At 75.7% G+C, this 22,013-nt stretch carries 9 protein-coding genes; 2 read left to right on the top strand and 7 right to left on the bottom strand.

Annotation, left to right across the window (positions count from 1 at the left end):
• Positions 1–194 precede the first annotated feature (194 nt).
• Complete coding sequence (locus ABUL08_RS09050) at positions 195–1,448, top strand: aminotransferase class I/II-fold pyridoxal phosphate-dependent enzyme (protein ID WP_350936396.1); 1,254 nt, start codon at positions 195–197, stop codon at positions 1,446–1,448.
• A 52-nt stretch (positions 1,449–1,500) separates the two neighbouring features.
• On the opposite strand, the gene ABUL08_RS09055 is transcribed toward ABUL08_RS09050, so the two are convergent.
• On the bottom strand, positions 1,501–2,511 hold the full coding sequence (locus ABUL08_RS09055; RefSeq protein WP_350936397.1) for a histidinol-phosphate transaminase: 1,011 nt from the start codon (positions 2,509–2,511) through the stop codon (positions 1,501–1,503).
• A gap of 203 nt (positions 2,512–2,714) precedes the next feature.
• Between ABUL08_RS09055 and ABUL08_RS09060 the strand changes: the two genes are divergently transcribed.
• Complete coding sequence (locus ABUL08_RS09060) at positions 2,715–4,286, top strand: MFS transporter (protein ID WP_350936399.1); 1,572 nt, start codon at positions 2,715–2,717, stop codon at positions 4,284–4,286.
• A 119-nt stretch (positions 4,287–4,405) separates the two neighbouring features.
• On the opposite strand, the gene ABUL08_RS09065 is transcribed toward ABUL08_RS09060, so the two are convergent.
• Genes ABUL08_RS09065 through ABUL08_RS09090 form a run of 6 tightly spaced genes read right to left on the bottom strand, consistent with a single transcriptional unit; the run spans position 4,406 to position 21,845 of the window.
• Positions 4,406–5,614: an FAD-dependent oxidoreductase gene (locus tag ABUL08_RS09065; RefSeq protein ID WP_350936402.1), complete on the bottom strand. Its 1,209-nt coding sequence runs from the start codon at positions 5,612–5,614 to the stop codon at positions 4,406–4,408.
• A 16-nt stretch (positions 5,615–5,630) separates the two neighbouring features.
• Entirely contained in the window at positions 5,631–6,230 is a 600-nt protein-coding gene (locus ABUL08_RS09070) for a class I SAM-dependent methyltransferase (RefSeq protein ID WP_350936404.1), read from the bottom strand.
• Entirely contained in the window at positions 6,230–6,970 is a 741-nt protein-coding gene (locus ABUL08_RS09075; protein ID WP_350936406.1) for a thioesterase II family protein, read from the bottom strand. The genes ABUL08_RS09070 and ABUL08_RS09075 overlap by 1 nt, the downstream gene beginning before the upstream one ends.
• A 3-nt stretch (positions 6,971–6,973) precedes the next feature.
• Entirely contained in the window at positions 6,974–8,161 is a 1,188-nt protein-coding gene (locus ABUL08_RS09080; RefSeq protein WP_350936409.1) for an acyl-CoA dehydrogenase family protein, read from the bottom strand.
• Positions 8,158–15,708: a non-ribosomal peptide synthetase/type I polyketide synthase gene (locus ABUL08_RS09085; protein ID WP_350936410.1), complete on the bottom strand. Its 7,551-nt coding sequence runs from the start codon at positions 15,706–15,708 to the stop codon at positions 8,158–8,160. Before ABUL08_RS09085 ends, ABUL08_RS09080 begins: the two co-directional genes overlap by 4 nt.
• Positions 15,705–21,845 (bottom strand): amino acid adenylation domain-containing protein, encoded by a 6,141-nt coding sequence (locus ABUL08_RS09090; protein WP_350936412.1) that lies wholly within the window; start codon positions 21,843–21,845, stop codon positions 15,705–15,707. Before ABUL08_RS09090 ends, ABUL08_RS09085 begins: the two co-directional genes overlap by 4 nt.
• Positions 21,846–22,013 lie beyond the last annotated feature (168 nt).

Consider the following 22,013-nt stretch of genomic DNA (forward strand, 5'->3'; position numbering starts at 1 on the left):
TCTCCTGCCCGCCCTCCGCTGGACGCTCCGACCCGTCGTCGTGAGCAAGGTTGGGGAACCGATGGTTGCCGCCCGGGCGGCACCGGAGGCGCGAGGGGGACACCGGCCTCCGGCGCAAGCTGCACGGTCGGGGTGGCCGGTTGTCGGGTTGACCGGGGATCGGAGATCCGTCCCCGCCGGTGTGACATGACGGCATGAGTGGAGATCTGTTCGCCAAGGTTCGCCGGTACGAGTCGTACGCCTTCCGCCGGGATCTGGAGGCGCAGGGTGAGCTGCCCTACTTCCGGGTCATGCAGGGGCCACCGACAGCGGTGACGATGATGGGTGGCGCCCCCCGGGTGAACCTGGGCTCCAGCAACTACCTCGGCCTCTCCGGCGACGCCCGGCTCACCGCCGCCGCCCACTGCGCCCACCAGCGGTACGGCACCTCGATCAACGGTTCCCGGCTGATGAACGGCACCACCGAGCTGCACCTGCGGGCCGAGGAGGCGATCGCCGACTGGTTCGGCGAGGAGGACGCGCTCGTCTTCGGCAGCGGCTACACGGCCAACCTGGGGGTGATCGGCGCCCTCGTCGGTGAGGGCGACATCGCGGTCTGCGACGCCGGCGACCACGCCTCCATCCTGGACGGCGCGCGGCTGGCGCCGGGACGGCTGCTGGCGTTCCGGCACAACCGGATGGACCGGTTGGAGACGCTGCTGCGCCGGGCGAGCACCACCGACGCGGGGGTGCTGGTCGTCGTCGACACCGTCTATTCGATGCAGGGTGACCTGTCGGACCTGGTCACGGTCACCGGCCTGTCCCGCCGGTACGGCGCCCGGCTGCTGGTCGACGAGGCGCACGCCGTCGGCGTGCTCGGCCCCGACGGCCAGGGGGTGACCGCGCTGGCCGGCCTCGCCGACGGCGTCGACCTGCGGATGGGCACCTTCTCCAAGGCGCTCGGCGGTGGGGGCGGCTTCGTCACCGGACCGGCCGACGTGATCGACTTCCTGCGGGTGCAGGCGCGCTCGTTCCTGTTCACCGCCGCCGCCCCGGCCGGTGGCGTGGCGGCCGCCCTGGCCGGCATCGAGATCGTCCGCTCCGCCGAGGGCGAGGAACGCCGCGCGCGACTCGCGGCCAACACGGCACGGCTGCGGGAGGACCTGACCGGTCTGGGCTTCGAGCTGGCGCCGGTGCCGGTGACCGCGCACGGCGTCCCGGTGCAGACGCCCATCCTGCGGGTCCCGGCGCCGGACGACGCGACCGCCGCGCGGATGTGGAAGCTCCTCTACGACGAGGGCGTCTATGTCAACGTCGCGTTGTATCCGGCGGTGCCCCGTGGTCAGGCGCAGCTGCGGGTCAGCGTCATGGCGACGCACACCGACGAGCAGCTGGAGCGGGTGGTGGCGGCGTTCGCGGTACTGGCCCGGAAGCTGGCGCTGCACCCGGTGGACATGGTCGCGGGGTGAGCCCGGTGCGGCGCCGGGCCGCCGGCCCGGCGCCGCGCCGCCCGGACCGCCCTCAGCCGCGCACGAACTCGCCGGAGCGGGCCACCTCCAGCAGCACGTCGTTGCTGTCGGGCAGACCGACGGTCACCCGGACACCCTCCCCGTCGAAGGAGTGCACCTGCAGTCCCCGCGCCCGGCAGGCCGCCGCGAACCCGGCGGTCCGGGCGCCCAGCGGCAGCCAGACGAAGTTCCCCTCACTCGCCGGCACGTCGACTCCGACGGCGCGCAGCGCGGCCGTCACCCGGTCCCGCTCGGCGGTGACCGCCCGACGCCGGGCGACGTACTCCGGCTCGGCGGCGAGCGCGGCGATCGCGGCGGCCCGGGCCGTCTCCGGCACCAGGAAGGGCATGGTGACGCCGCGCAGCGCGGCGATCGGCCCCGGGTGGCCGAGCGCGTAGCCCACCCGCAGCCCGGCCAGCCCGTACGACTTGGAGAAGCTGCGCAGCACGATCAGGTTGGGGTGGCCGGGCAGGGTGGCCGGGCCGTCGGCGGTGGCCGGGTCGGTGGCGAAGTCCCGGTAGACCTCGTCGAGGACGACGAAGACCCGGCGCGGCACCCGGGCCAGGAAACGCTCCAGGTCGTCCTGGCGGATCGGGACGCCGGTCGGGTTGTTGGGACTGCACAGGAAGACCAGCTTCGTGCGACGCCGCACCGCCTTCGCCATCGCGGCCAGGTCGTGGGCGTACCCGCGCAGCGGCACCCGCCGCAGCGGCACGCCCATGCCCTCGGCGATCAGCGGATAGCCCTCGAAGGAACGCCAGGCGGCGAGCACCTCCCCCCGCCGGCGACCGCGGGCCACCAGGTGCAGCATCTGCTGGATCAGGCCGGCACCGCCCGCGCCGACGGCCACCTGGTCGACCGGCACCCGGTGGTGCGCGGCGATCGCCTCGGCCAGGGCCGTCGGATAGACCTCCGGGTAGCGGTTGATCCGGGCGGCCGCGTCGACGATCGCCTCGCGGACCGCCGGCACCGGTGGGTACGGGCTCTCGTTCGCGTCCGCCCGGTGGATCTGCTGTTCCGACATGTCGCCTCCTCGGCCCGACGCTATGCCCGGTCCGGACGACGGCAAGCGGCCGGACGGCGCGGTGCCGGGGGCGCGACAGGGCTGCCCGGTCGGGCACCTCGGTCGGCGCGGTCGGCGTCGGCTGGCCGGGCGGAGCGCACGGTGGCAGCGTCGCCGGCCGGGGCACCGCCCCGCCGATCGGACCCCGACGACAGGAGACGCCCGTGGCGGCCGGATCCGCGCGACCCACGCCCTCCCGCACCGCCGTCCTGGTGGTGGTCTGTCTGGCGCTGTTCATGGCGCTGCTGGACAGCACCGCGATCAGCCTCACCCTGCCCGCGATGCGGGCCGACCTCGACGCCGACCTGACCGGCCTCGTCTGGATCGCCGACGGATACGTGCTGGTCTTCGCGGCGCTGCTGCTGACCTCGGGCAGCCTCGGCGACCGGCTGGGCCGGGCCCCGATGTTCCTCGCCGGGCTGGCGGTCTTCACCCTCGGCTCGGCGCTGTGCGCCGCCGCGCCCCGGCTGGAACTGCTGGTGGCCGGCCGGGTCGTGCAGGGACTCGGGGCGGCCCTGGTCACCCCGCAGACCCTGGCCATCCTGTCGCACACCTTCCCCACCCCTCGCGAGCGGGCGCGGGCCTTCGGTATCTGGTCGGGGGTGTCCGCGCTGGCCCTGCTGCTCGGCCCGGTGCTCGGTGGGATGCTCACCGCGCGGTGGGGGTGGCGGTCGGTGTTCCTGGTCAACCTGCCGGTCGGTGCGCTGGCGCTGCTGCTGGGCGCGCGGGCGCTGCTCGGCCGGGACGGCACCGCCCGTCCCGCCGGCCCGCTGCGCCGGGTGATCGACCTGCCGGGTCAACTGCTCGCGGTGCTGTGGCTCGGCACCCTCACCGTCGCGCTGGTGGAGGGCAGCCGGTACGGCTGGGGCTCCCCGCTGATCCTCGGCCTGTTCACCGCCTCGGCGCTGGCCCTGGCGGCGCTGCTGACCGTGGAGGGGCGCGCGACGCACCCGATGCTGCACCTGGAGCTGTTCCGGTCGGCCACCTTCGCCGCGAGCACCCTGGTGATCGGTCTCGTCGCGTTCGGCATGTACGCCTCGTTCTTCCTGGTCAGTCTCTTCCTCCAGCAGACGCAGGGCTATTCGGCGGCGGCGGCGGGGGTGCGCTTCCTGCCGGCGATGGCGGCGGTGATGGTGGCCTCCCCGCTGGCCGGGCTGCTGGCCGGGCGGGTGGGCGCCCGGGTGCCGGTGGGCGCCGGCGCGACGCTGATGGGCACCGCGCTGCTGCTGCTGGCCCGGGTCGGCGCCGACGACCCGTACGGCGGGTGGTGGCCGCTGCTGGTGCTCTTCGGCGCCGGCATCGGGTTGGCCATTCCCCCGGTCAACAGCGCACTGATGGGCAGCGTCCGACCCGACCGGGCGGGCCTGGCCTCGGCCACCGGGGAGACCGGGCAGCAGATCGGTGCGCTGGTCGGCATCGCGGTGCTGGGTGCCCTGGTCACCGGCGGGTTCCGCCGGGTGGTGGCGGACGGCGCGCAGGCGGCCGGGCTCTCCGGTGCCGACTCGGCCGAGCTGGCCCGGCGGCTCTTCGCCCAGGACGGCGACCTGACCGGCACGACGACCCCGGCGGTCACGGCCCTGGTGGACCGGGCGCTCACCTCCGGCATCCACCTCGGGCTGACCGCCGCGGGGATAGCCGCCCTGGTCGCCGCGGCGGTGGCCGTGCTGATCCGCGAGCCGCGGACGCCGGTCACGCCGACGCCGGCCGCCGCGACGGCGGAACCCGCGCACCGCTAGGCCCACCCGCCGGATCCGGGCCCACGGGTACGACCCGTGCGCCCCGCCTCGGGGCGGTGACCGGAGACGGTGCGTCGCCCCGTTCCGCCGGGCGGCGGAGCGGGGCGACGCGCGGCGGATCAGATCCGGGACGGGCCCGGGTCCGGGACGGGGGCGGTGAACTGCGGTGGGCGCTGCATCTCCTGCCACATCTTCGGCGCGCTGCGCGCCACCACCACCTTCGCCACCTGGCCCACCGCCCAGCGCAGCGCCTTGTTGCGGACCGGCGTGAACCGGCTCACCCGTAGCACCCGCTCCCGGATCCAGAAGACCCGCTCGCGGCGGCGACGCTCGTACTCGCGCAGGCCGGCGGTGACGTCGGCGGCGGTGGCGAGGCAGTCGCCGAGCACCACGCCGTCCTCGATGGCCATGCAGGCGCCCTGGCCCAGGTCGGTGGGGAGGGCGTGGGCGGCGTCGCCGAGCAGGGTCACCGGTCCCTCACCCCAGCTGTCGTGCCACTCGTGGTAGTAGACGTCGAGCCGACTGATGTTCTCCGGCGGGGTGGTGCCGACGAAGACGGGCGCGGGGCCGCCCACCGATGCGGCCAGCTCCGCGGCCCGGGCCGCGGTGCCCCCCGGGTCCTCGCCGCCGGGCGCCCGCTCGCAGGAGAGCGTCCACACCACCCGGTCGCCGCCGATCAGCCAGGCGCCGCCACCGATGCGGGTGTCCGGGTTGGTGAACAGGTGCACCACGCCCCGGCTGAGTCCGCAGGTGCCCGGGGCGATGCCCCGGTACGTGGACCGTCCGGTGTGCACCACGGGTAGTTCCCCACGCAGCTGGGTGAGGATCGTCGAGCGGATCCCGTCGGCGGCCACCAGGGCGGCCCCGGTCACCGTCCGGCCGTCGCCGAGCTTGAGGGTCACCCCGTCGGGGGTGAGTTCGTAGCCGGTGGCGCGCTGGCCGTACTCGGGTCGCACGCCGTGCTCGGCGCACGCCTCGCGCAGCAGCTCGATCAGGTCGCCGCGGCCGATGCCCACGGCCGGGGTGCCGCCGGGCGAGATGCTCTCCGCGATGGCCATCCGGAACATCACCCGTTGGTGCTGGTCACGGCTCTCCGAGCCGGTCAGCACCTCCGCGCGGTCCAGCAGCCGCCGTTCCAGCCCGAGGGACGCCAGCGAGGTCGTCGCGTTGCTCCAGATGGTGTGGCCGAAGCCGGCGTTGGTGACGATCTCGTCCAGTCCGCGCCGCTCGTACACCTGGACGGGGATGCCGTGCCGGGCCAGGGCCAGGGCGGCGGTCAGGCCGCCGACCCCGGCGCCGGCGATGAGGATCGGTCCGGTGGTGGTCATGGTGTGCTCCTCGAGGTCAGCGCCGGGTCATCAGCAGCATCACGGTGCGCGGGCGGGTCGGCAGGTACTCCAGGTCGAAGGCGTCGCCGAAGAGCTCCTTCTCCTCGCTGGGAGCGATCATCGGCGCCATCTTCGCGCCGCCCTTCAGTGCGCTCTTGTCGCCCTGGAAGCACCAGAGCAGCACCCGGCCGCCGGGACGGCTGAGCCGGTGGATGGCCCGGGCCACCGCCTGCCGCTGCTCCCCCTCGGTGTCGTTGAGCGCGCCGAAGTCGCAGATCAGGTCGTACGAGTCGGCGAGGCCGGGGATCGGGCCGGCGGTGATGTCGGCCTCGGTGAAGGTGCACCGGTCGGCGACCCCGGCCGCCTTCGCGCGGGCCCGGGCCCGGCGCAGCGCCACCGGGGAGAAGTCCACCCCGACGACCGGGCCGAAGCCCTGCCGGGCCAGGTAGACGGCCTCCGCGCCGGTGCCGCAGCCGAGGTCCAGCGCGCGCGGCAGCTCGGTCGGGGTGAGCCGGCCGGACTCCACCAGCTCGGTGAGCTGCGGCCGGACCTCCTTGTCCCAGGGGGCCAGGTTGAACCGATAGAGGGTGTTGTAGAAGCCGGGGCGCAACCGCATCAGGACGTCCTTCCGTTCTCCACCGGCGCCGTCCGGGCCGGTTCCAGGTCCGCGGCGATCCCCTTGAGCACGGTCGCCTGTTCATCGTTGAGGAAGAAGTGGCCGCCGGGCAGGACCCGCACCTCGCACGGGCCGGTGCTGAGCGCCGCCCAGTCCGGCAGCGTCCCCGGCGGGGCCTCCGGGTCGTCGGCGCCGCCGTAGACGGTCAGCGGTGCGCTGATCCGGGGGCCGGGCCGCCAGCGGTACGTGTCGGCGGCCTCGAAGTCGGCGCGCAGGACGGGGATCACCAGGTCGAGCAGCTCGTCGTGGGCGAGCACCTCCTCCGGGGTGCCGGCCAGCTCGCGCAGCCGCTCCCGGAACTGCGCGTCGGGCAGCCGGTAGTCGTACCGGCCGGGGGGCTGCGGGTGCTGCGGGGGGATGTGACCGGAGACGAACAGGTGGGTCGCGGGCCGGCCGTGCAGGTGTTCCAGCCGGCGGGCCAGCTCGAACGCCACGAGCGCGCCGAGGCTGTGGCCGAAGAGGGCGTACGGGCGGTCGATGCGGTCGAGCACCGTCGGAAGAACGTCCGCGGTGATGGCGTCCACGTCGGTCAGCGGCTGCTCGGTGATCCGCGCGCCGCGACCGGCCAGCTCCACCGGCACCACCTCGACGCTGTCGGGCAGCTCCCGCTGCCAGCGTCCGTAGACGCGCATCGCGGAGCCGCCGGCGTACGGCAGGCAGAACAACCGGACCCGGCTCACCGGTCAGCCCTCCACCGGGGCGGGGCCCCGGTCGTGGGTCGCGGCGATGGTACGGAACTGCATGTTGGAGGTCCCCTCGTAGATCTTGCCGACCTTGGCGTCCCGGTAGAACTTCTCCACCCCGTGCTCGGGGACGAAACCGTTGGCGCCGAGCGTCTCCACGGCCAGCGCGGCGGCCCGCTCGGCGACCTCCGAGGCGACGTACTTCGCCATCGCGGTGGCGCGCAGCCGCTGGGCGGGCGAGCCGCCGTGCTGGAGCAGCCGGGTGGTGTCGTACAGCAGCGCGCGGGCGGCCTGGAGTTCGGCGGCGACCCGGGCCAGCGGGAACGCGACCCCCTGGTACGTGCCGATCGGCTGGCCGAACTGGTGGCGGCGGGCCGCGTACCCGGTGGCGGCGTCGAGCACCCCCTGGGCGAGCCCGACGAGCTGGGCGGCGATGCCGACCTTGCCGACGTTGAGCGTCTCCACCGCCAGCAGCTCGCCCGCACCGGGGCGGCCGAGCAGGTCGCGCCGGCCGACCCGGACGCCGTCGAAGGTGACGTCACAGGTGGAGCTGGCCCGGATGCCCATCTTGGCCACCGGCGCTCCGACGGTCAGGCCGGGGGTGTCCCGGTCGACCAGGAACGCGGTGAGGCCGGCGTCGGCGAGTCGGGCGAAGACCACGAAGAGGCCGGCCTCCGCGGCGCTGCTGATCCACCGTTTCGCGCCGTCGATGACGTATCCGCCGCCGTCGGCGACGGCCCGGGTGCGGCCGGCGAAGGCGTCGCTGCCGGTGTCGGGCTCGCTGATCGCGTACGCGCCGACGGTGCCGTTGGCCAGCCGGGGCAGGTGCCGGCGGCGGGTGTCCCCGTCGCCGTGGTGCAGCAGCGCGCTGGCGACCAGGGCGTTCTGCACGTCGACCAGGACGGCCACCGACGGGTCCACCCGGGCGATCTCCTCGACGGCGAGGACCACGGCGAACAGGTCCCGCCCCGCTCCCCCGTACACCTCGGGGATCTCGACCCCCAGCAGCCCGGCGGCGAAGAGTTCCCGGATCAGGTCGGGGTCGATCCGGGCGGCCTCGTCCATGGCCCGGACCCGGGGTGCGACGGTCTCGGCGGTGACCGCCCGGACGGTGTCGCGCCACTTCTGGTCCTCGGGCGGCAGCCAGGTCACCGGCTGCGGCACGCCCGGGTCGGTGGAGACGGTCATCGTGGGGTCCCCTCGGTGTCGGCGGCGGACCGGTCGGTGCTGTCGTCCGCCGGGTCGGCGGTGGGCCGGCGGCTGGTGACGGCGGTGAGGAAGGCGGTCAGGTCGGCGCCGCCGAGGCCGGCGAGCGGGAAGTCGCTCGGGCTGACCGTGCCGGCACCCGGTCGGGCGCAGTGCGCGGCCAGCTCGACCAGGGCGGCGTCGAGCGCGTCGGCCAGCGCGTCCAGGGTGGCGGTGTCGGCCGGTCCCGCACCCGGGGCGTGCAGCTCGACCAGCAGGTCGCCGGCGGCCAGGTGCCCGGTGACCACCAGCCGGTGCCCGGGGCCGTCGTACGCCCGGGGCGCGCCCGCCGGTCCGCCGGCCGCGCCGGGCGCCCCGTTGAGGTCGCCCAGGTGCCGCAGCAGCAGTTGCGCGGGTCGGTCGGCCGGCACCGGCCGGGCAGCGGCCTGCCGGTGCTGTTCCTTGACCGCCGGCACCAGCTCCGCCAGGTCGCCGGCCAGCGTCAGGGTGAGCGGAGCGACGGTCGCGTACGGGCCGACCGCGCCGGTGACGTCGAGGTCGGCGACGCCGTCGGCGCGCAGGTCGTGCTCGACGTCCAGCACCACCCGGCCGCTGCCCGTGCCGGCCAGCGCGGCGGCGAGCGCGACCAGCACCACCTCGTCGGCGGTCAGCCGGTACGCCCGGGACGCCGCGTCGAGCAGGGCCCGCGCTTCCGGCACCCGTAGCACCCGCCGCCAGCTCGCGCCCGGCGTGGCCGAACCCAGCGGGAGCGGCGCGAGCCCGTCGTCGCCGGGGTCGACCGGCGACGGCTGGTCGACGGCGGCCAGCCGCTCCGCCCAGCGGGCCAGCGGCACGGGCGGGGCGGGTAGCTGCGGCTCGGCTCCGACGGCGGCCCGGTCCAGGGCCCGCCGCAGGTCGGCCCAGAGCGGCGCCCAGGAGCGGGCGTCCACCGCGAGGTCGGCGACCAGCAGCACCAGCCGGCGTTCCCCGTCGCCGAGGTCGAACAGGGCGGCCCGGGTCAGCGGACCCTCGACCGGGTCGAGTTCGGCGCGCATGTCGGCGACCATCTGGGCGCGGGCCGCCGCCCGCCGACTCTCGGGCAGCGGGGCGAGGTCGATCAGCGGCACGTACGGCTCGTCCTCCACGCCGATCCGCTGCCGCCAGCCGTCCGGGCCGTCGACCAGGCGCAACCGCAGGGCGGGGTGGGCGGCGAGTAGGGCGGCCAGCACCCGGCCGGCGGCGTCGGCGTCCAGGTCGGGCGGCATCGGCACGTCGAGCACCTGCGCGCCGAGCGGGCGGGTCGGCCCGTCCGGCCCGAGCAGGGCCCGCTGCCACGGGGTGAGCGGGAAGCTGCCGTCGGCGGTGTCCCGGCCGGCGGCGGTGGCGCGGGCCTCGGCGACCGCGGCGAGGTCGGCGACGATCTGGTGGGCGAACAGGTCGGCGGGGGTGATCTCGATGCCCTCGGCGGTGGCCCGGCCGACGATCTGGATGCCGGTGATGGAGTCCCCGCCGATGGCGAAGAAGTTGTCGAACGGTCCCACGTCGGGCTGGCCGAGGACCTCCCCGACCAGTCGGGCCAGCAGCAGCGCGGTGGGGGTCGCCTCGCCGGTCGGCGCGTCCGGGCCGGCCAGCCGGGCCGGGTCGGGCAGGGCCGACCGGTCCACCTTGCCGTTGGCCGACAGCGGCAGCCGGTCCAGCGCCACCACCACGGTCGGCACCATGTACGCCGGCAGCAGGCGGGCGGCCTCCGCGCGGACCGCCTCGACCAGCGCGTCCCGGTCGGCGGCGGGGTCGGCCGGCACCACGTACGCGACGAGCCGCCGGTGGTGGCGGTCGCCGAGGGCGGCGGCGACCGCGGCGGTCACCCCGGGGTGGCGGGTCAGGGCCGCCTCGATCTCGCCCAGCTCGATCCGGTAGCCGCCGACCTTGACCTGGAAGTCCTCCCGGCCGAGGAACTCGATCGTCCCGTCCGGACGCCACCGGCCCAGGTCACCGGTGCGATAGAGCCGCTCCCCCGTCACCGGGTGGGTGACGAACCGGGCGGCGGTCTTCTCCTCGTCGCGCCAGTACCCGTCGGCCAGGCCGGCGCCGCCGATGAACAGCTCGCCGGTCACCCAGACCGGGCACTCCTGCCAGCGGTCGTTGAGCACGTGGAAGGTCTGGTTGCGCAGCGCCCGGCCGTACGGGATGGACTCCCAGGCGGGGTCCACCTCGCCGATCTCGTAGGAGATCGACCAGATCGACGCCTCGGTGGCGCCGCCGAGGCTCACCGGCAGGCTGTGCGGGGCGAGCTGCCGCAACCGGCCCGGCAGGTCGACCGGGATCCAGTCGCCGGACATCAGGAACAGCCGTACCGGCTCCAGCGCGTCCGCCGGTCCGCTGCCGGCCACCTGGTCGGCGAGCATCTGCGCCAGCGCCGGCACCGAGTTCCACACGGTCACCCGGTGCGCGGCGACCAGCTCCGCCCAGTGGCCCGGGTCCCGGTTGCTGCCGTGCCGGGGCAGCACCAGCCGACCGCCGGCGCCGAGCAGCCCGAACACGTCGTAGACGGAGAGGTCGAAGCTCAGCGAGGACAACCCGAGCGCGGCGTCGTCGGGGCCCACCGCGTAGCGGGAGTTGATGTCGTCGATGGTGTTGCGGGCCGCCCGGTGGCGGATCGTCACGCCCTTGGGGGTGCCGGTCGAGCCGGAGGTGAAGATGACGTAGGCGAGGTCGTCGGGGCCGGCCTGCGGCTCGGGCGCGGTGTCCGTACCGGCCGGTGGGTCGGTAGCAAGGTCGACGACCAGTTCGGTGACCCCGTCCGGCCAGGAGCGGGTCGGGCCGCCGGCCCGGGTCAGCACCGCCCGGCACTCACCGAACGACACCAGGTGGTCCTGCCGGTCGGCGGGCAGGTCCGGGTCCACCGGCAGGTACGCCGCGCCGGCCAGCAGCACCCCGAGCGCCGCGGCGACCTGCGCGGGAGACTTGTCCACCGCGACGGCGACCAGCTCGTCGGGGCGTACCCCGACCTCGCGCAGCCGGTGCGCGACGGCGCAGGCGTGCCGGTGGAGCTGGCCGTAGCTGACGGTCTCCTCGGCGGTGACCACCGCCGGGCGGTCCGGCTCGCGGGTGGCCCACTCGACGAACGGGGCGTGCAGCAGCCCGTCGGCGGGCGGCCCGGCGGTGTCGTTGGCCGCCGCGACGAGTTCCCGCTGGGCGGCGGGGCGCAGGTCACCGGGGTCGGCCTGCCAGGCGGCCTCGTCGTCGGCGAGAGCGGTGGTGAGCCGGCTGAACGCGGCGAAGACCGCGTCGAGCACCCCGTCGGGGAAGAGCTGCCGGACCCCGTGCCAGCTCATCCGGACCCCGTCGGCGGTCTCCAGCAGGGCGAAGTCGAGCCACACCTGCGGGGTCTGGGCGACCTCGTGCACCATCTCGCCGAGCCAGCCGAACCAGGTCTCGTCGCCCGGTTCGCTCTCCTGCACGACGGTGCTGGTGAAGACCACCGGCATCACCGCGCCGGCGGCCCCGCCCCGGGCGCGGGCCATCTCGCGCAGCACCTCGACGCCGCTGACGTAGCGGTGTTCCAGGTCCTGCCAGCTCTGCTCCTGCAGGTGCCGGGCGAGCCGCGCCACGCTGCCGGCGGCGGTCAGGTCGACCGGGAGCAGGTCGAACGAGGCGAACTCGCCGACCAGGTCGCCGACGTGCGGGTGCACGGGGAGCCGGTTGGTGACGGTCACGTTGACGGTGAACCGCCCGGAGCGGCACCAGGCGCCCAGCGCGTACGCGTAGACGGCGAGCAGCACCGCCGACGGGGTCAGTCCGTGGCCGCCGGCCCGGTCGGTGATCCGTTTCCAGGTGGCCCGGTCCAGTTCCAGGTCGAAGGAGACCGGCTCGGGTCGGGTGACGGCGGCGGGCGCGACGGCGAGCGGCAGGTCCGGCCGGGGCGGCAGCTGCGCGATCCGCTCCCGCCAGTACTCCAGCGACCGCTGGTGCAGTGGGCTGCCGCGCAGCTCCTCGGTGGCCAGCACGTAGTCGCGGTAGGTGACCTCCAGCGGGGCGAGGCCACCGGCCTGCTGGTGGATGCGGCGCCAGTCGCGGGAGACCAGCCGGATGCTGCCGATGTCGGCGATCATCAGGTCGAAGCCGAGGTGCAGCCGGGTCCGGCCGCCGGGCAGCAGGGTGGCCCGGACGTCCCACAGCGGCCACACGTCGACCGGCCGCATCTGGTGCGACAGGGTTTCGCGCCGCTCGGCGAGGAACCGTTCGACCTCGTCGGCGGGGCGGTCGCGCAGGTCGGTGGCCTCGATGACGTACGGGCCGGGGTCGGGCAGGATCCGCTGTCGGCCGTCGTCGCCGACGACCGCGCGGAGCATCCCGTGCCGGCGGACCACCTCCTGCCACGTCCCGGTGAGCCGGTCCAGGTCGACCTCGCCGGTCTCGACCTCCCAGTAGACGTGCGCGGCGACGTTGCCGCCCTCGACGCTGCCGAGCCGGCCCAGCCACTGGGCCTGCTGGATCTCCGCCAGCGGGAACGGCTCGTGGAGCTGGTCCGGGGCGGGCACGGCGAGCGGCAGGCCGGGCTCCGGCTCGGCGTCGTCCTCGGTCCGGCCGGCGGCGACCAGGGCGGCCACCCCGGCGACGGTCGGCGCGGCGAGCATCTCGCGCAGCCCGATCCGGCTGCCGAACGCCTCGTTGACGCGGGCGACCACCCGGGTGGCCAGCAGCGAGTGCCCGCCGAGTTCGACGAAGTTGTCGTCCACCCCGATCGGGGCCGCGCCGAGCAGGTCCTGCCAGATGGCGGCGACCAGGCGCTCCCGGTCGTCGCGGGGGGCCACGTACGGGGTCTGCACCGGGGGGCGTCCGTCCAGCCCGGCGGTGGGGTCGGCGTCCGGTTCCGGTGCGCCGCCGGACAGCCGGGCGAGGTCCAGCGGGCCGCTGTCCCCGCTCGGGGTGATCCAGTAGCGGCGGCGCTGGAACGGGTAGCCGGGCAGGGACACCCGGCGGCGGGGGCCCTCGTCGGCGAGGTCGACGTCGACGCCGGCCGCCCAGAGTCGGCCGAGCAGGGCCGGTCCCGGGTGCGGCCCGGCCGGCGGGTCGCCCGGGGCGGGCAGGCTCGCCAGCACGGTCGCCTCCCGGGTGACCTGTCGGGCCAGGGTGCCGAGCGTCCGGCCGGGACCGACCTCCAGCAGCACCGCGTCGGGGCCGGCGACCAGCGCCACGGACGCCCCGAAGCGGACGGTGTCGCGGACGTGCCCCGCCCAGTAGGCGGGGTCGGTGGCCTCCCGGTCGGTGATCCACTCGCCGGTGCGGTTGGCGACGAACGGCAGCGTCGGCGGGGCGAACCGGACCCCGGCCAGGGCGGCGGCGAACGGCTCACGGACCGGGTCCATCATCGCCGAGTGGAAGGCGTGTGAGGTGTGCAGCCGCCGGTGGGACACGCCCCGCTCGGCGAGGAGCGCCGCGAGGGCGGCGACGTCCCCGTCGGGGCCGGAGACCACGCTCAGGTCGGGGGCGTTCGCCGCGGCCAGGGAGAGGGTCGGGGTGAGCAGGGGACGGACCTCGTCCTCGCCGAGGGCGACCGAGAGCATCGCGCCGGGCGGCATCGCCGCCATCAGCCGACCCCGGGTGGCGACCAGGCGGGCCGCGTCGGCCCGGTCCAGGACACCGGCGAGGCAGGCGGCGGTCAGCTCGCCGACGCTGTGGCCGATCATCGCGTCCGGGAGGATCCCGTACGAGGCGAGCATCGCGGTGGTGGCGTACTCGACGGCGAACAGCGCCGGCTGGGCCAGGTCGGTGGACTCCAGCCGCCGGGCCGCCTCGGCGGGGTCGACGTCGGCGGCGGGATACAGCACGGTGCGCAGGTCCAGGCCCAGGTGCGGGGCCAGGTCGGCGGCGACCGCGTCGAGGGCGTCGCGCCAGGCCGGTTCGGTGGCGTACAGGTCGGCGCCCATGCCCGGGTGCTGGCTGCCCTGGCCGGGGAAGAGGAAGACCAGCCGGGGCCGGTCGACGGCCGTGCCGGTGACGGCGCGGGCCGGGTCGGCCAGCGCGGCGGCGGCCTCGCCCGCGTCGGCGGCGACCACCGCGCGCCGGTACCGGGCCGGCACCCGGCCCCGGTGCAGGGTCCAGGCCGCGTCGGCCAGCGGCGGGGCGTCCGGCGCGGTCAGGGCCGCGGCGAGCTGCGCGCCGGCCGCGTCCAACGCCTCGGGGGTACGCGCCGAGATCGTGATCACCTGCGCGGCGCGGGCCGGCGGCGGCAGCGGGGCCGGGGTGGGTGCCTCCTCGACGACGACGTGGGCGTTGGTGCCGCCCATGCCGAAGGAGCTGACCCCGATCCGGCGCGGCACGTCGTCGACCGTCCACTCGCGCAGTTCGGTGGTGACCCGGAACGGCGAGTCGGTGAAGTCGATCTCGGGGTTGGGCTTGTCGAAGTGCAGGCTCGGCACCAGCTCCCGGTGCTTGAGCTGGAGCACCGCCTTGATCAGTCCGGTGACCCCGGCGGCGGTGTCCAGGTGTCCCACGTTGGACTTCACCGACGCCAGCGCGATCCCGCCGCGCCGCCGCATCCGGGGGGCGAAGACCCGGTTCAGGGCGGTCACCTCGATCGGGTCGCCCAGCGGGGTGCCGGTGCCGTGCGCCTCGACGGCGGTGACGGTGGCCGGGTCGATCCCGGCCAGGCCCAGCGCGGTCGCCACGGCGCGGGCCTGCCCGTCCACCCCGGGCGCGGTGTAGCCGACCTTCGCCGACCCGTCGTTGGTGACCGCGCTGCCCTTGATGACGGCCTCGACGTGGTCGCCGTCGGTGAGGGCGTCCTCCAGGCGTTTGAGGACCACCACGCCGACGCCGCTGCCGAAGACGGTGCCGGTGGCGGCGGCGTCGAACGGGCGGCAGTGCCCGTCCCGGGAGAAGATCAGCCCCTCCTGCCAGAGGTAGCCGCTGGGCTGGGGCAGCCGGATCGCCGCGCCGCCGGCCAGCGCGACGTCGCACTCCCCCTCCAGCAGGGCCTGCGCAGCGACGTGCACCGCGACCAGCGACGACGAGCAGGCGGTCTGCACGGCCACCGCCGGCCCGCCCAGCCCCAGCTTGAAGGCGACCCGGTTGGGCAGGTAGTCCTTGTCGTTGGTGACCAGCAGTTCCAGCGTCTCGCCGATGGTGCCCGCCACCCGACCGGCCAGCACGTTGCCGAGCAGGTACGTGGACAGGGCGCTGCCGGCGTAGACGCCGACGGTGGCGTCGACGGCGCCCGGGGCGTACCCGGCGTCCTCCAGGGCGTGCCAGGCGCACTCCAGGAAGAGGCGCTGCTGCGGGTCGATCAGCGCCGCCTCGCGGGCGTGGTAGCCGAAGAACGCGGCGTCGAAGTGCTCGATGCCGTCGAGCACCGAGGCGGCCCGCACGTACGCCGGGTCGGCCAGGGTCTCGTCGCTGATCCCGGCGGCCCGCAGCGTCTCGTCGTCCCAGAAGGTGACCGACTCGACGCCGCCGCGCAGGTTGCGCCAGAAGGTGGCCACGTCGGGGGCACCGGGGAACCGGCCCGCCATGCCGACGATCGCGATGTCGCCGCTCGCCGGGCTCACCGGGACACCTCCGCCGGGCGGCCGGCGCGCCGGCCCCGACGGGCGGCGGCCCGGCTGAACGCGGCGTCCACGGCGTCGCCGTCGCTGCCGCCGCCACCGTCGAGTCCCGCCGCGAGGCGCCGGATCGTGGGGTGCTCGAACATGTGCATCAGCGGGAAGGTGCGGCCCAGCGCGGCGCAGAGTTCCCGGTAGACCTTGACGATGGTCACCGAGTCGGCGCCGAGGTCGAAGAAGCGGTCGTCCACGCCGATCCGGTCGACGCCGAGGACCCGGCGGAACACCTCGGTCGCGGTCCGCTCCACCTGCGAGGTCGGGGCGGCGTACGCGGCGCCGCCGGTCCGGCCGGTCTCGGCGGCGGAGTCGGCGAGCCGTTCCAGGGCGCTCCGGTCGACCTTGCCCCGGGCTGTCAGCGGCAGCCGGTCCACGGTCACCACGGTGGCCGGGACCATGTAGTGCGGCAGGGTCTCGGCGGCGTACGCGCACAGCCGCTCGGGCAGGCTGCCGCCGCCGGTGCCCGCCTGCGGGGTCGGGTCGAGCACCCCACCGAGCAGGCTGTGCAGCACCTGGTCGTCGTCGGCGAGGGCGAGCAGGTCCCGGACGGCGGGCTCGTCGGCGATCAGGCCGAGCTGGCAGAGCCCGAGGTCGAGCCCGGGGGCGGCCTCGTCGAGCAGTTGGGTCATCTCGCCGGCCTCCAGCAGACAGAAGTGCAGCGCCCGGGTGCCGTAGAGCGGGGCGACCGCCGACATCCGGCCGACCAGGAAGATCTCGAAGGCGCTGCCGTCGTAGGTGGGCTGGTTGGTGCAGAAGTGCGCGGCGCGGTCCAGGTCGGCGTCGAGGCGGACCGGGACCAGCCGGTGCGCCACCGGGTCGTGGTAGTAGCTGCCGCCGGCCAGGCCGTCGACCCGCCCGGGGCGCACGTGCACGTAGGTCTGCACCGGGTAGAGGGCGCCGGCCGAGGCGTACCGGTACTTCGGCAGCACCTCGCCGTCGCGGCTGCGCAGGCTCTCCAGCAGCCGGGCCAGGCCGGTCAGCGGCACCGGCCGGTCGGCGAAGGCACGCCGGCTGGACCGCCGGGCCCAGACCGCGTCGGCCGCCCCGCCGTCCAGGTCGGACGGCAGGTCGACGGGGGTGCCGGTGAGGTCGGTACGCAGGCCGCGCCGGGCGAGGGTGAACTCCACCCGGCGGACCGGGTCGGCCTCCACGTCGCCGAGGACCCGCTTCTCGGCCACCTTCGGATCCAGGTCGGTGCCGGCCGGTGCGGCGTCCGTGCCGTCGGGGACGACGAAGGCGACCAGCCGGCGGCGGTGCCGGTCCGGGCCGGCGGCCAGCACGGCGGCCTCGCGTACCCGGGGGTGCCGGGCGAGGGTGGCCTCGATCTCCCCCGGCTCGATGCGGAACCCGCCGATCTTCACCTGGAAGTCGGTGCGGCCGAGGATCTGCAGGGTGCCGTCGGGCAGCCACCGGCCCAGGTCACCGGAGCGGTAGAGGCGCTCGCCGGTCTCCGGGTGGGTGACGAAGGCGGCGTCGGTCAGCTCCGGGTCGCGCCAGTACCCGTCGGCGAGGCCGGGGCCGCCGATGAACATCTCCCCCGGCACCCCCACCGGGCAGGGCTGCATCCGGTCGTTGAGCACGTGGATCCGGTGGTTGGCCAGCGGCCGGCCGTACGGGATGGACTCCCACTCCGGGTCGACGCGGTCGACGTCGTGGGCGACGCACCAGATGGCGGTCTCGGTGGGGCCGCCGGAGGCGACGAACCGGACGTCCGGGGCGAGCGCCCGGACCTGGTCCGGCAGGGTCACCGGGATCCAGTCGCCGGAGAGCCACATCAGCCGCAGCCGGGCCAGGCCCGGATGCCCGCCGGCCGCGTGCTCCACCAGCATCCGGGCCAGCGCGGGCACCGAGTTCCAGCAGGTCACACCGTGGGTGTCCATCAGCTCCAGCCACCGGCCCGGGTCGCGGGCGGCGGCCGGTTCCGGCAGCACCAGGGTCGCCCCGGCGCCGAGGACGCCGAAGACGTCCCAGACCGACAGGTCGAAGCTCAACGCGGAGAGGCCGAGGGCGACGTCGTCGGGGCCCAGACCGACGCGCTCGCGCACCTGGGCGACGGTGGTGAGGGTGGCCCGGTGCGACAGCATCACCCCCTTCGGCACGCCCGTGGAGCCGGAGGTGAACAGCACGTACGCCAGGTCCTCCGGCCGCTGCGCCGGTGCCAGGTCGGTGACCTCGCCGTCGGGGTCGGCGGTGGCGTCGACGGGCAGCACCCGGACGCCGTCCGGCCAGTCGTCCCGGTCCGGTCCACCGGCGCGGACCAGCACGATCGTCACCTCGGCGCGGCGCAGCTGGTGGTCCTGGCGGGCCGGTGGCAGGTCCGGGTCGACCGGCAGGTACGCGCCACCGGCCAGTTGCACGCCGAGGGCGGCGACGAGCTGGGCGGCGCTCTTGTCGGCGGCGACCGCGACGAGCTGGTTGGGGCGTACCCCGTCGGCGCGCAGGGTCCGGCCCAGCGCGGTGGCCCGCCGCCACAGCTGCCCGTACGTCAGGGTGGCGTCGGCGGCGACCACGGCGGTGCGGTCGGGGTGCGCGGCGGCCTGCCGGCCGATCGCGGTGAAGAGCAGCTCGTCGGGGATCTCGGCGGTGGTCGCGTTGGCGGCGGCGACCAGCTCCCGCTGGGCGGCCGGCAGCGGGTCCGACGCGCCCGGCGCCCACGCGTCGTCACTCGCGGCGAGGCGTTCCAGCAGCGCGGTGTAGGCGGTGAAGAGGTCGTCGAGCATCGCGTCGGGGAAGAGGTCCTCGATCACGTCCCAGTGGTACGACAGGGCGCCGTGGTCCTCGTAGACCTGGTGGTCGAAGAGGACCTGCGGGGTCTGCGAGATCACCGAGACGGTGTCGCCGAGCCAGGCCGCGCCGAGCGCGCCCTGCGCGCCTTCCTGGTCGCGGCCCTGCTCGCGGGCGCTGGCGAAGACGACGGTGGCGAAGGTGCCGGGGCGGACACCGCGCTGGCGGCTCAGCTCCCGCATCACCTCGACGCCGGAGAAGTAGCGGTGTTCCAGGTCCTGCCAGAGCTGCCGCTGGATCCGCTCGGCGAGCCCGCCCAGGCCGTCGCGCGGGGTCACGTCGATCTCCAGGAGGGTGACCGCGGTGAAGTCGCCGATCACGTCGTCGATGCGCGGGTGCAGCGGCATCCGGTTGAACAGCGGCACGTTGACGGTGAACCGGCCGGTCCGGCTCCACCGGCCGAGCACCTCGGCGAACGCGGCGAGCTGCACCACCGACGGGGTGACGCCGCGCCGGGCGGCCCGGGCCCGCAGCCGGGTCCACTTCCCGGCGTCGAGCAGGTGGGAGCGGCGACGCCGGCCGCGCCGGTCCGTCCCGGCGACCAGCGGCAGGTCCGGCCCGGGCGGCAGGTCGGGGACCCGGGCCAGCCAGTAGTCCCGGGACCGGCGGTACGCCTCGGAGTCGGTGACCTGGTCCAGGGCCAGCACGTAGTCCCGGAATGAGACCGGCAGCGGCTCGGGGTGGGCGTCCGGGTCGGCGTAGTGGTCGCCCCACTCCAGGAAGAACAGCCGGACGCTGGCCACGTCGGCGACCAGCAGGTCGAGGCTGACGTGCACCCGGGTGACGCCGCCGGGCAGCCGGCTGGCCCGCACCTCGAACATCGGCCAGTGGTCCATCGGCAGGACCTGGTGGCTCAGCTCGTCGCGGGTCGCGGCGAGCCGGTCATCCCGTTCCGCCGGGTCCAGCTCGGACAGGTCGGCAAGCGCGATCCCGATCGGGGGGACCTCGTCGGCGGGCAGGATGCGTTGGGTGCCGTCGGAGCGGACCACCGCGCGCAGCATCTCCTGCCGGGCGACGAGCCGGTTCAGCGCCCGGGTGAGCCGGTCCAGGTCCAGGTCGGTGGCGTCGACCTCGACGTAGATGTGGATGGAGACCTCGCCGAGGTCGTAGCCGGCGCTGCGGCCGACGAAGTAGGCGTACTGCTGCTCGGTGAGGGGGAACGGCTCGTGCCGGTGCTCCGGGTCGGCGACCACCGGCCGCCAGGCGATGTCCCGGCCGCCGGGGGCGGCGTCGAGCTGCCCGGTGACCAGGCCGGCCAGGGCGGTCACGGTGCCGCGCATGAACTCGGCGATGGGGATGCCGACGCCGAGGTCGCGTTCCAGGTCGCGGCGCAGCTCGATGGCGCGCAGCGACTCCAGGCCCAGGCCGGCCAGCGGCAGGTCGGTGGCGATCCGGTCGGCGCTGGTGCCGAGCAGGGCGGCCAGCCGGCGGCGCAGCTCGGCGACGAGCACCGGGGAGCGCAGCGCCTCGTCGAGGGCGAGCAGCATGTCCCGCATCGGCGCGGCGGCCGGCTGCGGGCCGGCCGGCGCGACGGCGGTCGGGCGGCCCGCCCGGGCCAGCGGACGCAGCTCCCCGGCGAGGTAGCGGTCCCGGCAGGCGCCGCGCTGCACCTTGCCGCTGACGGTCTTGGCGACCCCGTCCGGGCCGACCAGCAGCACCTCGTACGTCTCGACCTCGTGGTCGTCGGTGACGGCGGCGCGCAGCCGGCCGGCCAGGTCGTCGAGGTCGACGCCGGTGGTGTCGGGCACGGACTGGACCACGACGAGCCGTTCCTCGCCGTCGTGGTCGACCGCGAACGCGGCGGCCGGGGCGCCGGCCAGCGCCGGGTGCACCCGCTCGCAGGTCAGCTCGACGTCCTGCGGATAGAGGTTCCGCCCCCGGATGATGATCATTTCCTTGAGCCGGCCGCAGAGCACCAGGTCACCGTCGTGCCGGAAACCCAGGTCACCGGTACGCAGGAACGGGCCGGTCCCGTCCGCGAGGCGGGCGCCGAAGGTCTCCTCGGACAGCTCCGGGCGCTGCCAGTAGCCCTGGCAGACCACCTCGCCGCGGACCCACAGCTCACCGACCCGGTCGTCGGCGACCACCTGCCGGGTCTGCGGGTCGACCACCAGGATCTCGCAGTGCGGCCCGGCCGGGCCGACCCCGACCAGGGTGAGGCTGCGCTCGCCCGCGTCGGCGGGCACCACCCGGCCCCGCTCCAGCTCGGCGGCCTCGACGTGCAGCACCAGCGGCTCCGGGTCGGCGTGCCGGCCGGTGAGGAAGAGCATCGCCTCGGTCATCCCGAAGCCGGGGCCCATCGTCTCCGGCCGGAAGCCGTGCGGGCCGAACGCCTCGGTGAAGCGGGCGATGGTGCTGGCCCGGACCCGCTCGGCGGCGTTGAAGGTAGTGTGCCAGCCGGAGAGGTCCAGGCCGGCCCGCCGCTCGGCCGGGATCTGGCTCAGGCAGCGTTCGAAGGCGAAGTTCGGGGCGCAGCCGAAGACCGGGCCGGGGGTGTCGGAGATGGCCCGCAGCCAGCGCAGCGGGTCGGCGACGAAGTCCTCCGGGGTGAGAAAGACGGCCCGGCCGCCGAGGTACTGGGACAGCAGCAGGTGCCCGGCCACCCCGAGCGCGTGGTACGGGGAGATCCAGCTGACCACGTTCGCCCCGGCGGGCAGCCCGGCCAGCGCGACGGTCTGGTCGATCTGGTGCAGCAGGTTGCGGTGGCTGACCATGACGCCCTTGGGCGCGCCGGTGGAGCCGGAGGTGTACTGCAGCAGCGCCAGGTCGTCGCCGGTCAGCTCGGGCGGGGTCCACCCGTCGGCGGCGGACTCGTCGAGGCCGTCCACGGCGAGCCACGGCACGTCCGGGCCGAGCCGGTCGCGCAGCTCGCCCAGCCGGTCGATCAGCGCGGCGGTGGTCACCACGGCGCTGACCTCGGCGTTGCCGGCGATCTGCACGGCGCGCTCGGTGCGCGGGTCGCCCGCCCCGTCGACCGGGGGCGGGCAGGCCACGGCGACGCCGCCGGCGTACAGCACCCCGGTCAGTCCGACCAGGAAGTCCAGGCCCGGGGCGAGCAGCACCAGCACCCGGGCGGCCGGGGCCAGCCGGGGGGCGAGGGCGGCCGCGAGGGCGGCGGAGCGCCGGTCGTACGCCCCGCGGGTGAGCTCCCGGACGACGCCGCGACCGTCGGAGGTGTCGGTGCCGGCGGGGAAGGACAGTTGCGCGAAGGCGACCGCGTCGGGATCGGTCGCCGCGTTGGCGCGGAGGATGTCGAGCAGGGTGGTCGCCCGGATGCCGCCGTCGATGGCAAGGTCGGTCATGCGCGCTCCTGGCTGGAAGTCGTTCGGTCCGGTGCGGCGCGCCGGGCCGCTCGGGTGACGGCGGGGCGTGGCGCCGGCGGACCGGTGCTGATCTCGCGGAGTTCCCTCACCGTGCCAATGCCGGTGCCGCCGGTCGGCCCTCCAACGGCCCGTCCGCCCGGGCACCCC

It is taken from the genome of Micromonospora sp. CCTCC AA 2012012 (genome assembly GCF_040499845.1).
Lineage (GTDB): Bacteria > Actinomycetota > Actinomycetes > Mycobacteriales > Micromonosporaceae > Micromonospora > Micromonospora mangrovi.

Bases quoted from the DNA above. Each gene is read 5' to 3' on its own strand.
- ABUL08_RS09050 (WP_350936396.1), top strand. From the start codon at position 195: ATGAGTGGAGATCTGTTCGCCAAGGTTCGCCGGTACGAGTCGTACGCC.
- ABUL08_RS09055 (WP_350936397.1), bottom strand. From the start codon at position 2,511: ATGTCGGAACAGCAGATCCACCGGGCGGACGCGAACGAGAGCCCGTAC.
- ABUL08_RS09065 (WP_350936402.1), bottom strand. From the start codon at position 5,614: ATGACCACCACCGGACCGATCCTCATCGCCGGCGCCGGGGTCGGCGGC.
- ABUL08_RS09070 (WP_350936404.1), bottom strand. From the start codon at position 6,230: ATGCGGTTGCGCCCCGGCTTCTACAACACCCTCTATCGGTTCAACCTG.
- ABUL08_RS09080 (WP_350936409.1), bottom strand. From the start codon at position 8,161: ATGACCGTCTCCACCGACCCGGGCGTGCCGCAGCCGGTGACCTGGCTG.
- ABUL08_RS09090 (WP_350936412.1), bottom strand. From the start codon at position 21,845: ATGACCGACCTTGCCATCGACGGCGGCATCCGGGCGACCACCCTGCTC.